Source organism: Pseudomonas sp. GM55 (assembly GCF_000282395.1).
Classification (GTDB): Bacteria; Pseudomonadota; Gammaproteobacteria; order Pseudomonadales; family Pseudomonadaceae; genus Aquipseudomonas; species Aquipseudomonas fluorescens_CC.
In genome coordinates, this window is the sequence record NZ_AKJJ01000040.1 from 85158 (window position 1) to 103333 (window position 18176).

An 18176-nucleotide genomic window follows, 5' to 3' on the forward strand; every position below is an offset into this window, starting at 1 on the left:
AGGCGTCAGTGAGGGCGCCTTCGCTGGCAAGCCAGCTCCTACAAAAAAGCAGAACCCCAACATATTTGAGATCAAGAAGACCAGCATGCGCACACTGACGATTGAACCGCTGACCAAAGAAGCCTTCGCCCCTTTCGGTGACGTGATCGAAACCGACGGCAGCGATCACTTCATGATCAACAACGGTTCGACCATGCGCTTCCACAAACTGGCGACGGTGGAAACCGCCACGCCAGAGGACAAGGCGATCATCAGCATTTTCCGCGCCGACGCGCAGGACATGCCGCTGACCGTCAGCATGCTGGAGCGCCATCCGCTGGGCAGCCAGGCTTTCATTCCGCTGCTCGGCAACCCCTTTCTGATCGTGGTCGCGCCACTTGGCGATGCACCTGTATCAGGCTTGGTCCGCGCCTTCGTCACCAACGGCAGGCAGGGCATTAATTACCATCGCGGCGTCTGGCACCACCCGGTGCTGACGATCGAAAAGCGGGATGACTTCCTGGTGGTTGATCGCAGTGGCACAGGCAATAACTGCGATGAGCATTTTTTCAAAGAGGATGAGCGTTTGATCCTCGCCCCCCACCAATAAGAGAAGGTCCGATCACTCGACTACAGAGTGACGGGCGAGAGGTAAAGACTGTGGAAGCACATCTGTTGGAATGGCTGAACCTGAGCGTGCGCTGGGTTCACATGATTACTGGCGTGGCCTGGATCGGTGCGTCGTTCTATTTCGTCTGGCTGGAAAACAACCTCAACCGGGTCAACCCGAAAAGCGGTCTGGCTGGCGATTTGTGGGCAATCCACGGTGGCGGTATCTACCACCTGGAAAAATACAAACTGGCTCCACCGACCATGCCGGACAACCTGCACTGGTTCAAATGGGAAGCCTACTTCACCTGGATGTCGGGTATCGCGCTGCTGTGCGTGGTGTTCTACTCCAACCCGACGCTCTACCTGCTGGCGCCGGGCAGCACCCTGAGCGGTCCTGAAGGCGTGGCCATCGGCCTGGGCTCGTTGTTCATCGGCTGGTTCATCTACTCCTTCCTGTGCGACTCGGCCTTGGGCAAACGCCCTGCCCTGCTGGGTTTCATCCTGTTCGTACTGATCATCGGCGCGGCCTACGGCTTCAGCAAAGTGTTCAGCGGTCGGGGTGCGTACCTGCACGTCGGCGCGATCATCGGCACCATCATGGTCGGCAACGTGTTCCGCATCATCATGCCAGCGCAGCGCGCACTGGTCGCGGCGATCGCCGAGAACCGCACGCCGGATCCGGCACTGCCGGCCAAAGGCCTGCTGCGTTCGCGTCACAACAACTACTTCACCTTGCCAGTGCTGTTCATCATGATCAGCAACCACTTCCCGAGCACCTACGGCAGCCAGTACAACTGGTTGATCCTGGCCGGGATCGCGGTACTGGCGGTGTTGGTGCGTCACTACTTCAACACCCGTCACGACAGCCACAAGTTTGCCTGGACCCTGCCTGTGGCAGCCGTCGGCATGATCAGCCTGGCTTACGTCACCGGCCCTGCGCCGTTGAACAGCCCGGAAGTGGCCAAGGCACCGGCGAAAATCGAATACCAGCCGCTGCCGGAAACAGCCGTGGGTGGTGGCTTGAAACCCGCTGAAGCCAAACCTGCCGAAGCGCCGGCAGCTGCACCGGCGCAGGCATCCAACGCCGGCCCTGGCTTTGACAAGGTGCACAGCGTGATCCAGGAACGTTGCGCGGTTTGCCATTCGGCCAAGCCGACCAGCCCACTGTTCAGCGCAGCTCCCGCCGGTGTGATGTTCGACACCCCCGAGCAAATCCGTCAGAACGCCGCGCGGATCCAGGCGCAAGCCGTCACCAGCCAGATCATGCCACTGGGCAACATCACGCAGATGACCCAGCAGGAGCGTGACCTGATCGGTGCCTGGATTGTTCAGGGTGCTCCGACCAACTGATCGTTGAAAAGCATCGCCAGCAAGCCGGCTCCTACGGATCTATGTCGTTCACAAATGATACGACCGACCCAAAACCTGTAGGAGCCGGCTTGCTGGCGATCAACCGCATAGCGGTTGCCTGATGCAAAAAATCACAAGAATAAAAAGATCCGAGGTGTTGCATGTCCGAGCTATCCGAAGCGCGCATCCCCGACGCACCCGCCATTCAGCGTTTGCCCCTTTTGCAACTGATCCTGGTTGGCCTGCAACACGTTCTGCTGATGTACGGCGGAGCCATCGCAGTGCCGCTGATCATCGGACAGGCCGCTGGCCTGAGTCGTGAAGAAATCGCCTTCCTGATCAACGCCGACCTGCTGGTGGCTGGCATTGCCACCATCGTCCAGTCCCTCGGCATCGGCCCCATGGGCATTCGCATGCCAGTGATGATGGGCGCCAGTTTCGCCGCCGTCGGCAGCATGGTCGCCATGGCCGGCATGCCCGGTATCGGTCTGCAGGGGATCTTCGGCGCCACCATCGCCGCCGGGTTCTTCGGCATGCTCATCGCCCCGTTCATGTCCAAAGTCGTACGTTTCTTCCCGCCGCTGGTGACCGGCACGGTCATCACCTCGATCGGCTTGTCGCTGTTCCCCGTGGCCGTGAACTGGGCCGGCGGTGGTTCCGGCGCCGCTCAATTCGGCTCCCCCATCTACCTGACCATTGCTGCGCTGGTGCTGGGTACCATTCTGTTGGTGCACCGCTTCATGCGCGGTTTCTGGGTCAATATTTCCGTGCTGATCGGCATGTGCCTGGGCTACGTGCTCTGCGGCCTGCTCGGCATGGTCGACCTCAGTGGCATGGCTCAGGCGCCGTGGCTGCAATTCGTCACCCCGTTGCATTTCGGCATGCCGAAATTCGAACTGGCGCCGATCCTCTCGATGTGCCTGGTGGTAGTGATCATCTTCGTCGAGTCCACCGGGATGTTCCTGGCGCTGGGCAAGATCACCGGCCAGGAAGTCTGCCCACGGATGCTGCGTCGCGGCTTGCTGTGCGATGCCGGCGCCTCGTTCTTCGCCGGGTTCTTCAACACCTTCACCCACTCCTCCTTTGCCCAGAACATTGGCCTGGTGCAGATGACCGGCGTGCGCTGCCGTTCGGTGACCATCGTTGCCGGCGGGTTGCTGATCGTGCTGAGCCTGCTGCCCAAAGCCGCGTTCCTGGTGGCCTCGATTCCGCCGGCAGTACTGGGTGGCGCAGCGATCGCGATGTTCGGCATGGTCGCCGCCACCGGGATCAAGATTCTCCAGGAAGCCGACATCGGTGACCGTCGCAACCAATTGCTGGTGGCGGTGAGCATCGGCATGGGTCTGATCCCGGTGGTGCGCCCGGAGTTTTTTGCCCACCTGCCCGTGTGGATGAGCCCGATCACTCATAGCGGCATCGCCATGGCCACCCTCAGCGCGCTGACGCTGAACCTGCTGTTCAACATCCTTGGCGGCGCCGAACGCGCAGCTGTCAACGACTGTCACGCCCACTCGCACTAAGTCAGAAACGCAAAAACCCTGTAGGAGCCGGCTTGCCGGCGAAGGCGGAGTGTCAGACGACATTGATGTCGGACTTGCCGGCCCCTTCGCTGGCAAGCCAGCTCCTACAAGGTTTGGGGCTGCCTGCGCCTCGCAAAAATAAAAACAAGAGGGAGCAACAGATGATTCGGACACAAACCAACTTGCTGTTGTGTGGTGGCCTGCTGGCCGCAAGTCAGGCCATGGCCGGCGATTTACTGCTGTGGCAGACCAACAGCCTGAGCTACCTGTACGGCAAGGATTTCGTGGTCAACCCGCACATCCAGCAGACGATCACCTTCGAACACGCTGACCGCTGGAAGTACGGCGACAACTTCATGTTCATCGACAGCACTTACTACAACGGCGACAAAGACCGGAACAAAGGCGTTCACGCCTATTACGGCGAGTTCAGCCCGCGCCTCTCCTTCGGCAAGATCCTCGACCGCCGTTTCGAGTTCGGCCCGATCAAGGACGTGCTGCTGGCCATGACCTACGAGAACGGCGAAGACGACACCGAGGCCTACCTGATCGGCCCTGGTTTCGACCTTGCGGTACCGGGCTTCAATTTTTTCACCTTGAACTTCTATTACCGTCAGACCGAAGGCTCGCGTCCCGGCGACGATGTCTGGCAGATCACGCCGGCCTGGTCCTACACCCTGCCATTGGGCAACTCGAACCTGTTGATCGACGGCTACATCGACTGGGTGGTGGATAACGACCAGAACTCACATGGCACTTATCACGCCAACCTGCACTTCAACCCGCAGATCAAGTACGACCTGGGCAAGGCCCTGGGCTGGCGGGAGAAACAGGTATACGTCGGCGCCGAATACAGCTACTGGAAAGACAAGTACGGCATCGAAAACAGCTCCCGTTTCGACACCAATGAAAACACCACCAGCCTGCTGGTGAAGGTGCATTTCTGATGTTGCCCCGCAACCGCGCCCCAAACCTGTCGTCGGTGCGCCGTTGCGGAGCACTTGAGACCTGGCCGAGGAGTCAGTATTCTCCGCGGCCGCCCGAATCCGGTTTAAAAAAAAGCCCGGATATAAAACCTGACCAGCAGGCCAACTTATCCCGGCGCTGGCAGGCACCAAGGCACTCCAAAACCCCTCTCAATCGACTGCTCTTGAGCCGCCGAACGGGAGTTTTTTTGCTTTTTGAAAGCCTTGGCCCAGCTCTTGCCAACAGCACAAAAGCTGACCGAACGGATGATTTTTTACCGCTACAGAACAGGCGCCACACCAGAGCGCCGACCTTAAAAAAATAACGTGGAACCACCTACTTTTTGGGAGCAACCGAATGAAACGTACGTGCACTAGCCTGATGCTGGCGGGATCGATGCTGGCCGGGGGCCAGGCCATGGCCGGCGATTTGCTGCAGTGGCAGAACAACAGCCTGACCTACCTGTATGGTAAAGACTTCCAGGTCAACCCGCGCATCCAGCAGACGGTGACCTTCGAACACGCCGATGGCTGGAAGTACGGCGACAACTTCTTCTTCATCGACAAAATCTTCTACAACGGTAAGGAAGACGCCTTCGCAGGCAAGAACACCCACTACGGCGAGTTCAGCCCGCGCCTGTCGTTCAACAAGATCTTCGACCAGAAATTCGAGTTCGGCCCGATCAAGGACGTCCTGCTGGCCATGACCTACGAGTTCGGTGAAGACGACACCGAGTCCTACCTGATCGGTCCGGGCTTCGACCTGGCCATCCCGGGCTTCGACTACTTCCAGTTGAACTTCTACAACCGTCATACCGAAGGCGACCGCCCGGGTGACAACATCTGGCAGGTCACGCCGGTCTGGTCCTACACCATCCCGGTGGGTGACTCGGATGTGCTGATCGATGGTTTCATGGACTGGGTCGTCGACAATGACGTGAACAAAAAAGGCGAATACCACGCCAACCTGCACTTCAATCCGCAGATCAAGTACGACCTGGGCAAGGCATTGAACCTGGGCGCCAAGCAGTTGTACGTCGGTGTCGAGTATGACTACTGGAAAAACAAGTACGGGATCGAAGACAGCCAGGGCTTCAAGACTGATCAGAGCGTGACCAGCTTCCTGGTCAAGGTTCACTTCTGATCTGAACACCTCCTGTAGGAGCGAGCCCGCTCGCGATGGTCGTGAACGATAACGCTGGGGTCCTGACACCCCGCGGCGTCCTGTCGTCCATCGCGAGCAGGCTCGCTCCTGCATGAGATAGCCGCGTCGCCAATCTCAAGCCGAAACCAAAGGCTCCACTATCCCCAGAAACCGGCACAACTCCCCGCGCTTGGCCAACGCATCCCGCCGCCCCAGTTCGATCAACTCGCTGCAATACCCCGCCTCGAACAGCAGGTAACTCAAAACCCCTGCCCCGCTGGTCTTGGTCGCGCCCGGTCCACGCAGGAACAGGCGCAATGCGGGTGGCAGTTCCTGGCGATGTCGCGCGGCAATCTCGTCGATTGGCTGGCTTGGTGAAATCACCAGCACGTCCACCGGTGCCACGCCCAAAGCGCGGGTCGGCGTGCCGTCGGGCATCAGGTGACTGAACTGGTTCAGGCGCTGCAGCAACTCGATGTCACTTTCCAGGCTATCAATGAACGTACTGTTGAGCATGTGCCCGCCAATCTGCGCCAGGGTGGGTTGTTGCCCGGTGTAAGCGCGTTGCAGTGGCTGCTCCGGATCGAAGCCACGCGGGTTGCCACTGACGCCCACCACCAGCACGCGACTGGCGCCCAGATGCAGCGCCGGACTGATCGGCGCCGACTGACGCACCGCGCCATCACCGAAATATTCTTCGCCGATTTTCACCGGGGCGAACAGCAGCGGAATGGCCGAACTGGCGAGCAGGTGTTCAACGGACAACCGGGTGGGAACGCCGATGCGTCGATGGCGCAACCAGGCATCGATCTTGCCGCCGCCCTGATAGAAGGTGACTGCCTGGCCGGACTCATAGCCGAACGCCGTGACTGCCACCGCATGCAATTGCTTCTGTGCGATCGCTTCGGCGATACCGCCCATATGCAGTTTGTTGTTGAGCAGATGACGCAGCGGAGAACTGTTGAGCAACGCCACCGGCATGTGCTTACCGATGCCGAGCAAACTGTGGCTGACAAAGCGGCTGGCCTGGCGGATCACGCCCGGCCAGTCGCTGCGCAGCACCAGATGGCTGCGGAAGCCCTGCCAGAAAGCGGTCAGGCGTTCGATGGCGTTACGAAAGTCCATTGCCCCGCTGGCGAGGCTGACCGCGTTGATCGCGCCCGCCGAAGTGCCGACGATCACCGGAAACGGATTGTTCGCCCCCGGCGGCAGCAACTCGGCAATCGCCGCCAGCACCCCGACCTGATAGGCCGCCCGAGCCCCGCCGCCGGAAAGAATCAACCCTGTAACCGGTTCGCCTGGACTCATGCACAACTCTCCTTGGTGCCTGATGGGATTTCGTTGTTTCGACCTGTTCCCTTGCTCGCGAAGGTTGTGAAAACGCCGCGGGGGTCAGGTGCCTCGCGTTATCGTTGGCCACCATCGTCGGAACGCCGCCCGGAGCAAGCTCGCTCCTACACGCGCTTGGCGTACAGTTTCGGCTCGCCCGGTGGACGGCTCTTAAAGCGGCGGTGGGCCCACAGGTATTGCTCGGGATGTTCACGCAGCACACCTTCGATCCACTGGTTGATGCGCAGGCAGTCGGCTTCTTCGGTTTCGCCGGGGAAGCCTTCGAGCGGCGCATGGATCACCAACCGATAACCGCTGCCGTCCGCCAGACGCTCCTGGGTGAACGGCACCACCAGCGCCTTGCCCAGCCGTGCAAACTTGCTGGTGGCAGTGACGGTCGCGGCCTGAATGCCGAACAGCGGCACGAAGATGCTTTGCTTGGCGCCATAGTCCTGATCCGGTGCGTACCAGATCGCGCGGCCCGAGCGCAGCAATTTGAGCATGCCGCGCACGTCTTCACGCTCCACCGCCAGCGAGTCGAGGTTGTGCCGCTCGCGGCCCTGGCGCTGGATGTAGTCGAACAATGGATTTTTGTGCTCGCGGTACATGCCGTCGATGGTGTGTTTCTGGCCGAGCAGTGCCGCACCGATTTCCAGGGTGGTGAAATGCAGGGCCATCAGGATCACGCCCTTGCCTTCGCGCTGGGCCCGCTGCAGATATTCCAGTCCTTCAACGTGAGCGAGCGTCGCCAGGCGCTTGCGCGACCACCACCAGCTCATCGCCATCTCGAAAAAAGCGATGCCGGTGGAGGCGAAGTTTTCCTTGAGCAGACGTTTGCGTTCGGCGGCGGTCTTTTCAGGAAAGCACAGTTCCAGATTGCGCTTGGCAATGCGCCGTCTGTCGCCGGCCACGCGATACATCAATGCGCCCAGTGCGCGACCGATCCTCAGCAGTGCCGGATACGGCAACTGGACAATCAGCCACAACAGCCCCAGGCCACACCACAGTGGCCAGAAACGTGGAGATAGAAATGCTTTTCGAAAACGCGGGCGGTCCATTAATGCTTCCGGAATGACAATGGCCGCGCATTCTACATCGTTCGACCCGGCTTGCGGCCTGCGGGCGTTCTCGTTATAAGTCTCGGCACTTTTAGTGACAAGTCGTTGTATGCCGACCATGAGCCAAACCGAACCGCTAGACCAAGATCCCGTGTTCCAGTTGAAGGGCAGCATGCTGGCCATTACGGTGCTGGAACTGGCCCGTAACGACCTCGAAAGCCTTGATCGGCAACTGGCCGCCAAGGTCGCCCAGGCGCCCAACTTCTTCAGCAACGCGCCGCTGGTACTGGCCCTGGACAAACTCCCGGCCAACGAAGGCGCCGTCGATCTGCCGGGGCTGATGCGCGTCTGCCGCCAGCATGGCCTGCGTACCCTGGCGATCCGCGCCAGTCGCATCGAAGACATTGCCGCCGCCATCGCGGTCGACCTGCCGGTGCTGCCACCGTCCGGTGCCCGGGAGCGTCCACTGGACCTCACCGAAGGCGAACCGAAGAAAAAACCGGAAAAACCGCCTGAGCCAACCATCAAGCCGACGAAAATCATCACCTCGCCGGTACGCGGTGGCCAGCAGATTTATGCCCAGGGCAGCGACCTGGTGGTAATTTCCTCGGTCAGCCCGGGGGCGGAACTTCTCGCCGATGGCAACATCCATGTATACGGCCCGATGCGGGGTCGCGTGTTGGCTGGCGTCAAGGGCGACACCAGGGCGCGGATTTTCTGTCAGCAAATGAGTGCTGAACTGATTTCCATCGCCGGGCATTACAAGGTTTCCGAAGATCTGCGCCGCGATCCTCTATGGGGCTCGGGTGTGCAGGTCAGCCTGTCCGGCGACGTGTTGAACATCATTCGGCTTTAACGGATACTGCCGCATTTTCCAAGCATCTCTAAAACGTAGCGAAAACGGCTCAAACGAAGTAGGAAAAAGGCCGAAAGCAGTGTTTACCGGGGGTAAACGCCGCTCAAAACCGGATTCCAGCCAAGGCTGTCCGACTGCAGTAGTTTTTCAGGAGATGTTTTTCAGGGACTGAAAAGTCCTTTTTCCTTAGGGGTGAAACACCTTGGCCAAGATTCTCGTGGTTACATCCGGCAAGGGTGGTGTGGGTAAGACCACCACCAGCGCCGCTATCGGTACCGGCCTCGCTCTGCGCGGTCACAAAACAGTTATCGTCGACTTCGACGTGGGCTTGCGTAACCTCGACCTGATCATGGGTTGCGAGCGCCGCGTGGTGTATGACTTCGTCAACGTGGTCAACGGCGAAGCCAACCTGCAACAGGCCCTGATCAAAGACAAGCGCCTGGAAAACCTCTACGTGCTGGCCGCCAGCCAGACCCGCGACAAAGACGCGCTGACCGTCGAAGGCGTGGAAAAAGTCCTGATGCAACTCAAGGAAGACTTTGAGTTCGTGGTCTGCGACTCCCCGGCGGGCATCGAGAAAGGCGCCCACCTGGCCATGTACTTCGCCGATGAAGCGATCGTCGTGACCAACCCGGAAGTCTCCTCGGTACGTGACTCCGACCGCATGCTCGGCCTGCTGGCCAGCAAGTCCCGTCGTGCCGAACGCGGCGAAGACCCGATCAAGGAACACCTGCTGATTACCCGTTACCACCCGGAGCGTGTGAGCAAAGGCGAAATGCTCGGCGTAGAAGACGTCAAGGAAATCCTTTCGGTGACCCTGCTCGGCGTGATCCCTGAATCCCAGGCGGTGCTCAAGGCATCCAACCAGGGTGTTCCGGTGATTCTCGACGACCAGAGCGATGCCGGCCAGGCCTACAGCGATACCGTTGACCGCCTGCTGGGCAAAACCGTGGATCATCGATTCCTCGATGTACAGAAGAAGGGATTCTTCGAGCGCCTGTTTGGAGGCAACTAAGCAATGAACCTTTTTGACTTCTTTCGTGCCAACAAAAAGCAAAGCACCGCGTCGGTAGCGAAAGAGCGTCTACAGATCATCGTGGCGCACGAACGCGGCCAACGCAGTACCCCGGACTACCTGCCGGCCTTGCAGAAGGAACTGGTCGAGGTGATCCGCAAGTACGTCAATATCGGGTCCGATGACGTGCATGTCGCACTGGAAAGCCAGGGCAGCTGCTCGATTCTGGAACTCAATATCACCCTGCCTGATCGCTGAGTCGATCCGGCTGGAGCCACGGCGGCTCGATCATTCGAGCGCCCTTTTTCTGTAGGAGCCGGCTTGCTGGCGATGCAGGCGGCGCGTTGTATCTGTTACAGCGCGTTGATGCCATCGCTGGCAAGCCAGCTCCTACAGGTAGGGCGTCAGGTGATCGAGCCGCCGTTGGCGTTTGTTACGAGGCTGTTTTAATGCCGTTGTCCAACGTCCATATCATCCATCAGGACGCCGCCGTACTGGTGGTGAACAAACCGACCCTGCTGCTCTCCGTCCCTGGCCGGGCCGACGACAACAAGGACTGCCTGATTACCCGCCTGCAAGAAAACGGCTACCCGGAAGCGCGGATCGTCCATCGGCTGGACTGGGAGACCTCGGGCATCATCCTGCTGGCTCGTGATCCGGACACCCATCGCGAACTGTCCCGGCAATTTCACGACCGCGAAACCGAGAAGGCCTACACCGCCCTGTGCTGGGGCCAACCCGAACTGGACAGTGGCAGCATCGACCTGCCCTTGCGCTACGACCCGCCGACCAAGCCAAGGCACGTGGTCGATCACGAATTCGGCAAACATGCGCTGACCTTCTGGCGAGTGCTCGAACGTTGCGGCGACTGGTGCCGCGTCGAGCTGACACCGATCACTGGCCGTTCCCACCAGCTGCGCGTGCACATGCTCTCGATTGGTCATCCGCTGCTGGGTGACGGACTCTATGCCCATGAGCAGGCACTGGCTGCCTGGCCGCGCCTGTGCCTGCACGCGAGCATGCTCACGTTCACCCATCCCCAGACCGGCGAACGCCTGCGCTTCGAGTGCCCGGCACCGTTCTGAACGAAAACAAACCCTGTAGGAGCGAGCTAGCTCGCGATGATCCCGAGAACGCCGCGGGGCGCCAGGCTACCCGCGTTATCGTTGACGACCATCGCGAGCTAGCTCGCTCCTACAGGGGGTTGCGCCACGCCACCGCCAATTCCCTGACCAATACGTTAAACTGGCGCCATTGCTGTCTGGAGCTACTTTATGCGCGAAGAGTTGAACCAAGGCCTGATCGATTTCCTCAAGGCCTCCCCTACCCCGTTCCATGCCACCGCCAGCCTCGTAAAACGCCTGGAAGCGGCGGGTTATCAACGCCTCGACGAGCGCGAGCCGTGGAATACCGAGGCCAACGGTCGCTACTACGTCACTCGCAACGACTCTTCGCTTGTCGCGATCAAAATGGGCCGCCACTCGCCGCTGCACGGTGGCATTCGCCTGGTCGGCGCTCATACCGACAGCCCGTGCCTGCGCGTCAAGCCGCAACCGGAACTGCAACGCCAGGGCTTCTGGCAATTGGGCGTCGAAGTGTACGGCGGTGCGCTGCTGGCGCCGTGGTTCGACCGTGACCTGTCCCTGGCGGGTCGCGTAACCTTCCGTCGTGACGGCAAGGTCGAGAGCCAGTTGATCGACTTCAAGGCTCCGGTCGCGATCATTCCGAACCTGGCAATCCACCTCAACCGCGAAGCCAACATGGGCTGGGCAATCAACGCCCAGACCGAACTGCCGCCGATCCTCGCGCAATTTGCCGGTGACGAGCGGGTGGACTTCCGCGCAGTGCTCACCGATCAACTCGCCCGTGAACACGGCTTGAACGCGGACGTGGTGCTCGATTACGAGTTGAGTTTCTACGACACCCAAAGCGCTGCTGTCATTGGCTTGCATGGTGACTTCATCGCCGGCGCGCGACTGGACAACCTGCTGTCGTGCTTCGCGGGCCTGCAAGCGCTGCTGACGACCGACACCGACGAAACCTGCGTGTTGGTGTGCAACGATCACGAAGAGGTGGGTTCCTGCTCGGCCTGCGGCGCCGACGGCCCGATGCTTGAGCAAACCTTGCGTCGCCTGCTGCCTGAAGGTGACGAGTTCGTACGCACCATTCAGAAATCCCTGCTGGTTTCGGCCGACAACGCCCACGGCGTGCACCCGAACTACGCCGACAAACACGATGCCAACCACGGCCCGAAACTCAACGCCGGCCCGGTGATCAAGGTCAACAGCAACCAGCGCTACGCCACCAACAGCGAAACCGCCGGGTTCTTCCGTCACCTGTGCATGGCTGAAGAAGTGCCGGTGCAAAGCTTCGTGGTGCGCAGTGACATGGGCTGTGGTTCGACCATCGGCCCGATCACCGCCAGCCACCTGGGTGTGCGCACCGTGGACATCGGCCTGCCGACGTTCGCCATGCACTCGATCCGCGAACTGTGCGGCAGCCATGACCTGACTCACCTGGTCAAGGTGCTGAGCGCGTTCTACGCCTGCCGCGAATTGCCGTAAACCCCGCAATACCCTGTAGGAGCGAGCTCGCTCGCGATGGACGTGAACGATAACGCTGGACGCCTGACACCCCGCGGTGCTCTCTAGTCCATCGCGAGCATGCTCGCTCCTACAGACAGACAGACAACACCGTGCAAAAAAGCCGCCTAGACTCCCAGTATCCCTTCGACAAGGCTGTCACCATGATTTCGATGTCTACCTTTCACGCCATGCTGATCCCGATTCTTGCCGGGATGCTCATGCTCGCCGTCGGCTTCAACTTTCGCGACAAGAATGCCGGTGTGTTTGTCATGTGGATCGGCATGCTGACCATCCTCGCGACCGTGATCATCAAGATCCTCGCCAAACTCAACGAATAATTCATCGCCCTTGGCTCGCATTGATTTTGACGGGCTCGTACACTCGGCCGATCCGCTCCTTGCGAGGTTGACCGCCTAGTGTTCGCTCGTCTTTTTGCCTTCCCGTGTATTTTCCTTGTCTGCCTGATGACGCTGCTGTCAGTGGCGCCCGTCCAGGCGGCCGGCCTGCCAAGCCTGCTCAACAGCCAGGCCAAGTCCCAGCCCGAGGCACAGGAGCCGTTGGGGCAATCCCTGGACGAAGTGATCAAGTCGCTGGAGAACGATCAGCAACGTACCAAGCTGCTGGCCGACCTGAAAAAGCTCCGTGACGCCACCAAAAAGGCCCAGCCGATTACCGAAGAAGGCGTGCTGGGCCTGATCGGCGGAACCCTGACCAATATCGAGAAGAAGTTTACCGGCGACGACAGTCCGCTCACGCGCTGGTCCAGTGAGTTCGATCAGGCCAGGGAAGAACTGGTGGCGCTGGCGTTGCCGGCCAACGAATGGCTGCCCATGCTGTTCGCCTTCGCCATGATCCTGGTGGTCTGGAGCCTGCTGGCCGCCGCCCTGATCTGGATCAGCCACCGGGTGCGGATGCGTTTCGGCCTGACCGAAGAACTGCCGCAACACCCCCGGGCCCTCGACATGCTGCGCTTCGCCTTGCGCAAACTCGGGCCATGGCTGATCGCCCTGGTGATCACGGTCTACATGAGCTACGCCCTGCCCTCGTCCCTGGGCAAAAGCCTGGCCATGGTACTGGCCTATGCACTGGTGGTCGGCACCTGCTTCTCGGCCATCTGCGTGATTGCCTTTTCCCTGCTCGACGGCCCACACCGCCACCGCGCCTTGTACATCCTGCGGCACCAGGCGTTTCGGCCACTGTGGCTGATCGGCAGCTTTGCCGCGTTTGGTGAAGCGCTGAGCGATCCGCGACTGGTCGACAGCCTCGGCAGCCATCTGGCCCATACCGCCGCGACTGTCGCCAATGTCCTGGCAGCGCTCTCCACGGGGCGGTTCATCCTGCGCTTCCGCCGGCCGATCGCCCACCTGATCCGCAACCAGCCGCTGTCCCGACGCCTGACCCGACGCGCCCTCAACGACACCCTGTCGATTCTCGGCACTTTCTGGTACGTGCCGGCGCTGGTGCTGGTGGCCATCTCCCTGTTCGCGACGTTCATTTCCGCCGGTGACACCAGCACCGCCCTGCGCCAGTCGCTGATCTGCACCGTTTTGCTGGTGTTGTGCATGGTCATCAACGGCCTGGTACGTCGCCACGCCCTCACACCGCAGCGCGGCATCCGGCGCTATGCGGTGTATTCGGAACGGCTGAAAAACTTCTTCTACACCATCGTCCACCTGTTGGTGTGGCTGGCCTTTATCGAACTCGGCCTGCGGGTCTGGGGCATGTCGTTGATCCGCTTTACTGAAGGCGACGGCCACGAAGTCAGCGTCAAGCTGTTCAGCCTCGCCGGCACGCTGCTGTTCGCCTGGCTGATCTGGATTCTCACCGACACCGCCGTGCATCACGCACTGACCCGCTCGCGCAAAGGCCTGGCCAACGCCCGCGCACAGACGATGATGCCGCTGATCCGCAACGTGTTGTTCATAGCCATTTTCATCATTGCGCTGATCGTTGCCCTGGCGAACATGGGCATGAACGTCACGCCACTGCTGGCCGGTGCCGGCGTGATCGGCCTGGCCATCGGTTTTGGTGCGCAGTCGCTGGTAGCCGACCTGATTACCGGGTTGTTCATCATCATTGAAGACTCCCTGGCCATCGACGACTACGTGGATGTTGGCGGCCACCTCGGCACGGTCGAAGGCCTGACCATCCGTACCGTGCGGCTGCGGGACATCGATGGCATCGTCCACACCATCCCGTTCAGCGAAATCAAAAGCATCAAGAACTACTCCCGGGAATTCGGCTACGCGATCTTCCGGGTCGCGGTGCCGGCCAGCATGGACATCGACAACGCAATCAAGCTGATGCGCGAAGTCGGCCAGAAAATGCGCACTGACCCGCTGCAACGGCGCAATATCTGGTCGCCACTGGAGTTTCAGGGGGTGGAAAGTTTCGAGTCGGGCAACGCGATCCTTCGCGCCCGTTTCAAGACCGCGCCAATCAAGCAGTGGGAAGTGTCGCGAGCGTTCAATCTGTCGCTCAAGCGGCACATGGATGAAGCCGGGCTGGATCTGGCGACACCGCGGATGAGTATCCAGGTGATGACCGCTGGCGGTGGCCCGCAGAATGAATAACCTCTGTAGGAGCTGGCTTGCCAGCGATGAGGCCATAACATTCAACATCTTCGTTGGACGTTAAGCCGCCATCGCTGGCAAGCCAGCGCCTACAAAAGCAGCGTCAGACAACATCCACCCCGACATGAATTGCATCATGCCGCCAGAACTCCAGGTCGCAGTCGATCAGGCGTTCATGCTGGTCATAGTTGACCCGGGCAATCTGCAAGCCCGGGCTGCCCGCCGACACCTTCAACGCCGCCGCCGCGTCCACCGACAACGCCGTGGGCACAATCTCGAAACGCACCCGCCCGTAGTGCAAATCGTAATGCCGCGCATACAACTCGGTGATTGACTGATTCAAATCGAACTCGAGGATCCCGGGAAAGTACTGCGGGTTCAGATAATGCTCCACATACAGCACCAGTCGCCCGTCGATCCGTCGTGAGCGGCAGATCTGGATCACGCTCGACAGCGCCGGCAATTGCAACCAGGCGCAGACCGCCGCCGATGCCGGTTGCAATCGCGCCGAAATCACCTCGGTGGACGGCACCCGCCCCTGGGCGCTGACCATCGCGTGAAAGTGGCTGCGTTGCATCAGGTTGTATGCCAGACGCGGCGGCGAGACGAACCAGCCACGGCGCTCCTCGCGGTAGATCTGCCCTTGTGACTCCAACTGCAACAACGCCTCACGCAGAGTGATCCGCGTGGTGCCGAACAATTCACTGAGCTTGCGCTCGGCCGGCAATTTGCTGCCGGGTGCCAACAGACCGTGATCGATCTGCTCCTGAAGCACCTGGCCGATGGTTGTTACCGCTTTTGTTGCCTCGTCACGCATCAACGTTTCCTATCTGGACTAGACCAGCACCAATTCGGGGCAGAACCGCAGCGCAAACCGGCTCATTCAATAGCCTGCAAGCGTAGGCAGTGCAGATGACCGAGATGTGACAAAGCTGCCCAACGGTCGCCATTCGCTGGCTTCCTCTTCTTTCAACAACCTGCAATTCATCGGCCAAGTCCCTTGCCAGCCGGGGCCTTGCCCATGGTCTACGCTTAGCAGGCCACTGGCGATACCGTCGAACAAATAGTCATCCCGGGCGACGAACGACATCAAAGTGTCATCCAGCCCCCTTAAATTGGCTCAGGTATTGCTGACCTAGACCAACACAAACCGCAATCGCAGCGTTGAACACGACCCAAGGAGCTTCGGAATGAAACAGTTTTTCCTGGCATCACTGTTAGGCTCGACCATTGCAATGTGCACCGCCGCCATGGCGGCTGATGATTTGAAAACCCTGGAAGCCGCTGCGAAAGCGGAAGGCGCCGTCAACAGCGTCGGCATGCCCGATGACTGGGCCAACTGGAAAGGCACCTGGGAAGACCTGGCCAAGACCTATGGCCTGAAACACATCGATACCGACATGAGCTCGGCCCAGGAAATCGCCAAGTTCGCCGCTGAAAAAGACAACGCCAGCGCCGACATCGGCGACGTTGGTGCAGCGTTCGGCCCGATCGCGGTCAAGCAGAACGTTACCCAGCCCTACAAGCCATCCACCTGGGACCAGGTGCCGACCTGGGCTAAAGACAAGGATGGCCACTGGGCCCTGGCCTACACCGGCACCATCGCTTTCATCGTCAACAAGAAGTTGTTGCACGGTTCCGAAGCCCCAACCAAGTGGGCTGACCTCAAGGGCGGCAAATACAAGGTGTCCATCGGTGACGTGAGCACCGCAGCCCAGGCCGCCAACGGCGTACTGGCCGCGGCACTGGCCAACGGTGGCGACGAGAAGAACCTGAAGCCTGCATTGGAGCTGTTCGCCGACATCGCCAAGCAAGGTCGCCTGTCGATGGCCAACCCGACCATCGCCACCATGGAAAAGGGCGAGATCGAAGTCGGCGTGGTCTGGGACTTCAACGGCTTGAGCTACAGGGCCAAGATGGCCAACCCGGATGACTACGTGGTGCTGATCCCGTCCGACGGTTCAGTGATTTCCGGCTACACCACCATCATCAACAAGTACGCGAAGAACCCGAACGCCGCCAAGCTGACCCGCGAGTACATCTTCAGCGACGCCGGCCAGATCAACCTGGCCAAGGGCAACGCCCGTCCGATCCGTGCCGAGCACCTGACCCTGCCAGCTGAAGTGCAGGCCAAGCTGCTGCCTAACGAGCAGTACAAGAAGGTCACGCCGATCAAGGACGCGGATGCCTGGGAGAAGACTTCCAAGGCCCTGCCTCAGAAGTGGAATGAAGAAGTCATTGTTGAAATGAAGTAATGCTTCATCCGTAGGAGCCGGCTTGCTGGCGATCCAGTCACCGCGGTCTCTCCGAGCATCGCATTGATCCAATCGCCAGCAAGCCGGCTCCTACGGGTTTTGAGAGCACCCACGGAGTTTTGCCCCCTATGAAACACAACGTCATCCTTGTCGTGCTCGATGGTCTCAACCATGAGGTCGCCCGCCACGCCATGGGGCACCTGCAGGCTTACGTCGGCGCCGGACGCGCCGCACTCTACAAACTGGAGTGCGAATTGCCGGCCCTTTCCCGCCCGCTGTACGAATGCATCCTGACTGGCGTTGCGCCCATCGACAGCGGCATCGTCCACAACAACGTTTCGCGCCTGTCCAACCAGCGCAGCATCTATCACTACGCCACCGACGCCGGCCTTGTGACTGCCGCAGCGGCCTATCATTGGGTCAGTGAGCTGTACAACCGTTCGCCCTTCGTGGCGGCCCGGGATCGCCACACCGATGACCCGGACCTGCCGATCCAGCACGGGCACTTCTACTGGAACGACCACTACCCCGATTCGCACCTGTTCGCCGATGCCGAAAGCCTGCGCCTGCGTCATTCGCCGAACTTTCTGTTGATCCACCCGATGAACATCGACGACGCCGGACACAAGCACGGCCTCGACACCCCGCAATACCGCAACAGCGCCCGCTCGGCCGACATCATCCTGGCCGACTACCTGCAAGGCTGGCTCGATGCCGGTTATCAGGTGCTGGTCACCGCCGACCACGGCATGAACAACGACCGCTCCCATAACGGCCTGCTGCCCGAAGAACGCGAAGTGCCGCTGTTCGTGCTCGGCGATGCCTTCAGTTTCAACGCCAAAGCCACGCCAAAACAGACCGACATCTGCGGCACCGTCTGTGAGCTGTTGGGCGTACCCCACGACAAACCCGTGTGCCGGGAGCTGCTCAAGTGA

General features: G+C 60.4%; 17 protein-coding genes. 14 read left to right on the forward strand and 3 right to left on the reverse strand.

Going from position 1 to position 18176, the window contains the following annotated elements; translation table 11 throughout:
- Window positions 1-85: 85 nt before the first annotated feature.
- The 5 genes from PMI31_RS09310 to PMI31_RS09330 all read left to right on the forward strand — a co-directional run bounded on the left by PMI31_RS09310 (window position 86) and on the right by PMI31_RS09330 (window position 5570).
- Complete coding sequence (locus PMI31_RS09310) at window positions 86-589, forward strand: ureidoglycolate lyase (protein ID WP_008017683.1); 504 nt, start codon at window positions 86-88, stop codon at window positions 587-589.
- Between the two features lie 50 nt (window positions 590-639).
- Window positions 640-1941, forward strand: a complete 1302-nt coding sequence (locus PMI31_RS09315; protein WP_007993089.1) for a urate hydroxylase PuuD — start codon at window positions 640-642, stop codon at window positions 1939-1941.
- A gap of 161 nt (window positions 1942-2102) precedes the next feature.
- Entirely contained in the window at window positions 2103-3461 is a 1359-nt protein-coding gene (locus tag PMI31_RS09320) for a nucleobase:cation symporter-2 family protein (protein ID WP_008017685.1), read from the forward strand.
- 161 nt (window positions 3462-3622) lie between these two features.
- On the forward strand, window positions 3623-4408 hold the full coding sequence (locus PMI31_RS09325; protein WP_043302306.1) for an outer membrane protein OmpK: 786 nt from the start codon (window positions 3623-3625) through the stop codon (window positions 4406-4408).
- 376 nt (window positions 4409-4784) lie between these two features.
- The gene (locus tag PMI31_RS09330; protein WP_008017688.1) at window positions 4785-5570 is read left to right on the forward strand and encodes an outer membrane protein OmpK; all 786 of its coding nucleotides are present in this window, start codon (window positions 4785-4787) and stop codon (window positions 5568-5570) included.
- Between the two features lie 135 nt (window positions 5571-5705).
- Here the strand turns inward: PMI31_RS09330 and PMI31_RS09335 are convergent, their stop codons facing one another.
- Together PMI31_RS09335 and PMI31_RS09340 are read right to left on the reverse strand one after the other, a co-directional pair.
- Window positions 5706-6878: a patatin-like phospholipase family protein gene (locus PMI31_RS09335; RefSeq protein ID WP_008017691.1), complete on the reverse strand. Its 1173-nt coding sequence runs from the start codon at window positions 6876-6878 to the stop codon at window positions 5706-5708.
- 146 nt (window positions 6879-7024) lie between these two features.
- On the reverse strand, window positions 7025-7957 hold the full coding sequence (locus PMI31_RS09340) for a lipid A biosynthesis lauroyl acyltransferase (protein ID WP_008017692.1): 933 nt from the start codon (window positions 7955-7957) through the stop codon (window positions 7025-7027).
- Window positions 7958-8075: 118 nt separating this feature from the next.
- Between PMI31_RS09340 and minC the strand changes: the two genes are divergently transcribed.
- From minC to PMI31_RS09370, 7 genes are all read left to right on the forward strand, one after another.
- Entirely contained in the window at window positions 8076-8813 is a 738-nt protein-coding gene (minC, locus tag PMI31_RS09345) for a septum site-determining protein MinC (protein WP_008017693.1), read from the forward strand.
- 202 nt (window positions 8814-9015) lie between these two features.
- Window positions 9016-9828 carry a septum site-determining protein MinD gene (minD, locus tag PMI31_RS09350; protein WP_007974946.1) on the forward strand — a complete coding sequence of 271 codons (813 nt, stop codon included), beginning with the start codon at window positions 9016-9018 and terminating at the stop codon, window positions 9826-9828.
- Between the two features lie 3 nt (window positions 9829-9831).
- The gene (gene minE, locus PMI31_RS09355) at window positions 9832-10086 is read left to right on the forward strand and encodes a cell division topological specificity factor MinE (protein ID WP_007974947.1); all 255 of its coding nucleotides are present in this window, start codon (window positions 9832-9834) and stop codon (window positions 10084-10086) included.
- Window positions 10087-10277: 191 nt separating this feature from the next.
- Window positions 10278-10913, forward strand: a complete 636-nt coding sequence (locus PMI31_RS09360) for an RluA family pseudouridine synthase (RefSeq protein WP_008017695.1) — start codon at window positions 10278-10280, stop codon at window positions 10911-10913.
- A gap of 189 nt (window positions 10914-11102) precedes the next feature.
- A complete protein-coding gene (locus tag PMI31_RS09365) occupies window positions 11103-12392 on the forward strand; it encodes a M18 family aminopeptidase (RefSeq protein ID WP_008017697.1) in 1290 nt (429 codons plus the stop codon).
- A 182-nt stretch (window positions 12393-12574) separates the two neighbouring features.
- Complete coding sequence (locus PMI31_RS31060; RefSeq protein ID WP_008017698.1) at window positions 12575-12751, forward strand: hypothetical protein; 177 nt, start codon at window positions 12575-12577, stop codon at window positions 12749-12751.
- Window positions 12752-12829: 78 nt separating this feature from the next.
- Entirely contained in the window at window positions 12830-14986 is a 2157-nt protein-coding gene (locus PMI31_RS09370) for a mechanosensitive ion channel family protein (RefSeq protein WP_043302307.1), read from the forward strand.
- A gap of 103 nt (window positions 14987-15089) precedes the next feature.
- On the opposite strand, the gene phnR is transcribed toward PMI31_RS09370, so the two are convergent.
- Window positions 15090-15803, reverse strand: coding sequence for a phosphonate utilization transcriptional regulator PhnR (gene phnR / locus PMI31_RS09375; protein ID WP_008017701.1), 714 nt, complete (start codon window positions 15801-15803; stop codon window positions 15090-15092).
- A 373-nt stretch (window positions 15804-16176) separates the two neighbouring features.
- Here phnR and PMI31_RS09380 point away from each other — a divergent pair, with 373 nt between their 5' ends.
- The gene (locus PMI31_RS09380; RefSeq protein ID WP_008017703.1) at window positions 16177-17241 is read left to right on the forward strand and encodes an ABC transporter substrate-binding protein; all 1065 of its coding nucleotides are present in this window, start codon (window positions 16177-16179) and stop codon (window positions 17239-17241) included.
- A 128-nt stretch (window positions 17242-17369) separates the two neighbouring features.
- A complete protein-coding gene (locus tag PMI31_RS09385) occupies window positions 17370-18176 on the forward strand; it encodes an alkaline phosphatase family protein (RefSeq protein WP_008017704.1) in 807 nt (268 codons plus the stop codon).